1 protein-coding gene is annotated in these 1,369 nt (G+C 39.0%); it reads left to right on the plus strand.

Annotated features, from left to right (window positions below; genetic code table 11):
- Window positions 1–154 precede the first annotated feature (154 nt).
- Window positions 155–879, plus strand: a protein-coding gene (locus K4039_RS26620; RefSeq protein WP_265239507.1) for an IS1 family transposase whose coding sequence is annotated in 2 segments (ribosomal slippage) — window positions 155–706 and window positions 709–879 — 723 coding nt in all. Because the reading frame shifts where the segments join, the coding sequence is not laid out codon by codon here.
- Window positions 880–1,369: the final 490 nt, after the last annotated feature.

Genomic DNA, 1,369 nt, shown 5'->3' on the forward strand with positions numbered 1-1,369 from the left:
GGCTTTTAACAATCAGCAAAAATTATATTTCTTCCAAACAATATGAGCAAAATTTATCTGATCAAGGTGAACGCAAATTCACTCATCTTTCTAAATGCCGTTTTCTGACTTTTTCAGCAAGCCCTAATTAGAGAAATGTTTGCCATAGAGTGATATGACATTAGAAATTAATTCTTGCCCTAATTGTGGCTCAAAAGAAGTTAGTCGGAACGGTAAGACTAGGCATCACAAACAAAATTATAAATGCCGAGAATGTGGTCGTCAATTTGTTTTAAATCCGGGATGGAAACCTATTACAAAAGAACAAAAGGAATTAATGTCACGGATGCTACTTGAACGTATTTCTCAGGCGGGAATTGCTCGGGTACTACAAGTGTCAGAAGATACAGTGCAGCGATACGTTAATAGCCAAGCGGCGACTGTTAAGAAGCAAGTGTCGCGGACTCCCAAGGAAAAAAAGCGCTTGAGTGTTCAGATGGATGAGTTATGGTCATTCGTTGATAGTAAAGGAAATCAGCAGTGGGTCTGGCTGGCATTGGATGCACAGACTAGGGAAATTGTTGGTGTACATATTGGAGATCGTAGCGCAGTATCGGCTCAAGCTTTATGGAATTCAATGCCACCAGTATACCGTCAATGTGCAGTAATTTATACCGATCATTGGAGTGCTTATGATTCTGTATTGCCCAGTAAGCGTCATCGCGCCGTGTAGATAAAGATAGTGGTTTTACTAGCTATATCGAGCGCTTCAACTGTACTATTCGACAACGAGTATCTCGACTGGTAAGAACAAGCTTAGCCTTCTCTAAAAAATTAGAAAATCATATTGCTGCTATTTGGCGCTTTGTGCATCATTATAATGCTAATTTACAACTTTAGATGCCTGTTTTAATTTGAATGCGGTTTTGTTATCCGATCCTTTCCTTCAGGGCACTACCGCTTCAGCTTCAGGAAATTTATAACGCTCTAATAGCCGATGTTGTGTACTGTGAGGCACATAAATTCCTGTTAACATTTTTAAGTCTTTCTCAGCATTGGCAAATGATTCATTTCCCACTAATAATAAACAACATTTTTCCAGGTAAGGACTCAAACGACTCCCCTTATTTACTCCCAGCTTTTGGGCTTGCTTACTCGATAGAGTTATTTCTCCTACGCAAGTCTTTATGGTTCTTTTTCTCCCCGAAGCAGTTCCTCCTGCTGAGTTAAAAAAAAACTGCTAATTTCTGGTGCTACTGTCTCAACCAGGGGGAACGCATCTTATTGAACACTGTTCATCAGTGATGAGTATATTTTAAGATAAATTCACCATTGTTAGAAGCTACAAACACACTTTGTAATGACTTTTAAGAGAAAAGAGGAACTAATT

Source organism: Lyngbya sp. CCAP 1446/10, assembly GCF_026130175.1.
In the GTDB taxonomy this organism is placed as follows: domain Bacteria; phylum Cyanobacteriota; class Cyanobacteriia; order Cyanobacteriales; family Microcoleaceae; genus Microcoleus.